Source organism: Clostridium mobile (genome assembly GCF_018918285.1).
GTDB classification, from domain to species: Bacteria; Bacillota; Clostridia; order Clostridiales; family Clostridiaceae; genus Clostridium_AW; species Clostridium_AW mobile.
This window is the reverse complement of sequence record NZ_JAHLQF010000014.1, coordinates 1-2146: the sequence shown is the minus strand read 5'-3', so window position 1 is coordinate 2146 and position 2146 is coordinate 1. Positions and strand designations below refer to the sequence as shown.

Genomic DNA, 2146 nt, shown 5'->3' with positions numbered 1-2146 from the left:
GCTAGATTCATCCCCGAAGGGATTCCTCTCGCTCGACTTGCATGTGTTAGGCACGCCGCCAGCGTTCGTCCTGAGCCAGGATCAAACTCTCAATTTATAAGTTTAATCATTTGCTCATTCGTTGATTCTCTTTAGAATCGACTGGTTTCATTACCTCTGTTTAATTTTCAAAGACCATTGCCGCTTCAAGCGACTTTTATATAGTATCATTTTTCTTTATCCTTGTCAACAAGTTTTTTTAACTTATTTCTAAGTTTTTTTACTTAGTTCCAAGTTTTTTTCTTTCCTTGCGACGAAGACTATCTTATCATCATATACACATTAGTTTTCATATAACACAACTCATAAAACTAAATTATCGTCATAATAATCTATATTTCTTTAAATTTCTCTATAATTATCATATTGATACACTAGGAACAGTATAAATATAAATCGACTCTTTTAAAGTAAAAGAGTCGACCAATATTCTTTATTTTATCTCAACTTTATAAGTTCTTTTTAATTTATTTGTAATCTCAAAATATTTATTTCTCTGTGCTTCTTGCTTTAAGTCAAATTCTATACTATCTTTCATTTTATTAAATGGTATTATAAATGGTTGGTTTTTATGCTCTACTTTAATAATATGATATCCAAATTGTGTTTTTACTGGTTCACTTACTACACCTATTTCTAACTCAAAGGCTGCTTTTTCAAATTCAGGAACCATTCTTCCTCTTCCAAAAGTCCCTAGATTCCCCCCTGAGCTTTTAGATGGACATGTTGAGAACTTTTCAGCTGCTTCTTCAAAACTCATTCCTTTTTCTATCTCTTCAAGTGCCTTTTTAGCTTCTTCTAATGTTGCTACTAGTATATGTTTTGCAACGATGCTTTCTTCTGTTTTAAACTTTTCTTTATTATTATTATAGTACTCTTCTATTTCTTTCTCACTAATAGTTACTTCTGAAAGCAATTTACCAATTGTATATTGTGTTAATAAATCCTTTTTAATTATCTCTAATTGATCTATAAAATCTTTTTCTTCTTCTATTTTATTATCTTTTGCATGGTTGTAAATTAACTCAAAGCATATCATCTCTTCTAAAAGTTGCCTTCTGCCTTCTTCAGTTTTTACATAAGATTGTCTTTCCTTAGGGATTTTTACTATCATTTCTTGTAAATCTCTTTCAGTAACTTCTCTTCCATTTACTACTGCTAAAACTTTATTTTCCATAGATATTCTCCTTTTATATATATTCTTGATATTAATTATTACATAGTTAATATATTTTTTCCACCTCAAATAAAAAATCATACTTTTTATTATATGACAGATATATTAAGTATATCATAATTTTAAGCAAGAAATTTTCTATAAACAAAATCTTTTAGAGATAGAATTAAGATCTTAAATGAATTAAATCTACTATATATCTTATTTTATTATTATAAAAGTAAATTACTTAAATTATTAGAATATATAAGTATTAATAATGAAAAATGTGAACTATATGAAGTATTAAAAAACATATCTGCAAAAAATCTATAAGTATTGAAAGAACTGTTTCTATAATTAATAGAGAAGGTAAGATCGTTAAAGATTACAGTAAGGTAAGATTTAGAAAATACATTAATTAAATTTTTCTTATTATAAATTTCAAAAAATAAAAAAGCATATCTTTATAAGATATGCTTTTGGTGGCTCGACCAGGAATCGAACCAGGGACACGAGGATTTTCAGTCCTCTGCTCTACCGACTGAGCTATCGAGCCATATACTAATCTGGCGACGACCTACTTTCCCACAAGGCCTCCCTTGTAGTATCATCGGCGCATTGAAGCTTAACCGTCGTGTTCGGAATGGGAACGGGTGTTACCTTCAAGCCATTATCACCAGATGCTGTTCCACAGAAATCTTTGATTTCGTTTTGGAACAGTACTTCGCAGCTTTAGCTGCCGAAGTTTCATTGAAAGAATAATTCTTTCAAAATTGCACAAAGCATTTAATTAAGATCAAGCCCTCGACCTATTAGTACTAGTCAGCTGAATGTATTACTACACTTACACCTCTAGCCTATCAACCTTGTGTTCTTCAAGGGGTCTTACTAGCTTACGCTATGGGAAATCTAATCTTGAGGTGGGCTTCACGCTTAGATGCTTTCAGC

The 2146-nt window shown here is 30.4% G+C and carries 1 protein-coding gene, 1 tRNA gene and 3 rRNA genes; all 5 read right to left on the bottom strand.

All coding sequences use genetic code 11. The features are described from left to right. Positions 1–97: ribosomal RNA gene (locus tag KQI86_RS19980) — 16S ribosomal RNA — on the bottom strand; the annotation flags it as partial. 375 nt (positions 98–472) lie between these two features. Next, positions 473–1216, bottom strand: a complete 744-nt coding sequence (locus KQI86_RS19975) for a peptidylprolyl isomerase (protein WP_216441165.1) — start codon at positions 1214–1216, stop codon at positions 473–475. A 462-nt stretch (positions 1217–1678) separates the two neighbouring features. Beyond that, positions 1679–1754 (bottom strand) — tRNA-Phe (locus tag KQI86_RS19970). Positions 1755–1762: 8 nt separating this feature from the next. Next, positions 1763–1879 (bottom strand): 5S ribosomal RNA (gene rrf / locus KQI86_RS19965). A 111-nt stretch (positions 1880–1990) separates the two neighbouring features. Beyond that, positions 1991–2146, bottom strand: a 23S ribosomal RNA gene (locus KQI86_RS19960); the annotation flags it as partial.

Bases quoted from the DNA above. Each gene is read 5' to 3' on its own strand.
- KQI86_RS19975 (WP_216441165.1), bottom strand. From the start codon at position 1,216: ATGGAAAATAAAGTTTTAGCAGTAGTAAATGGAAGAGAAGTTACTGAA.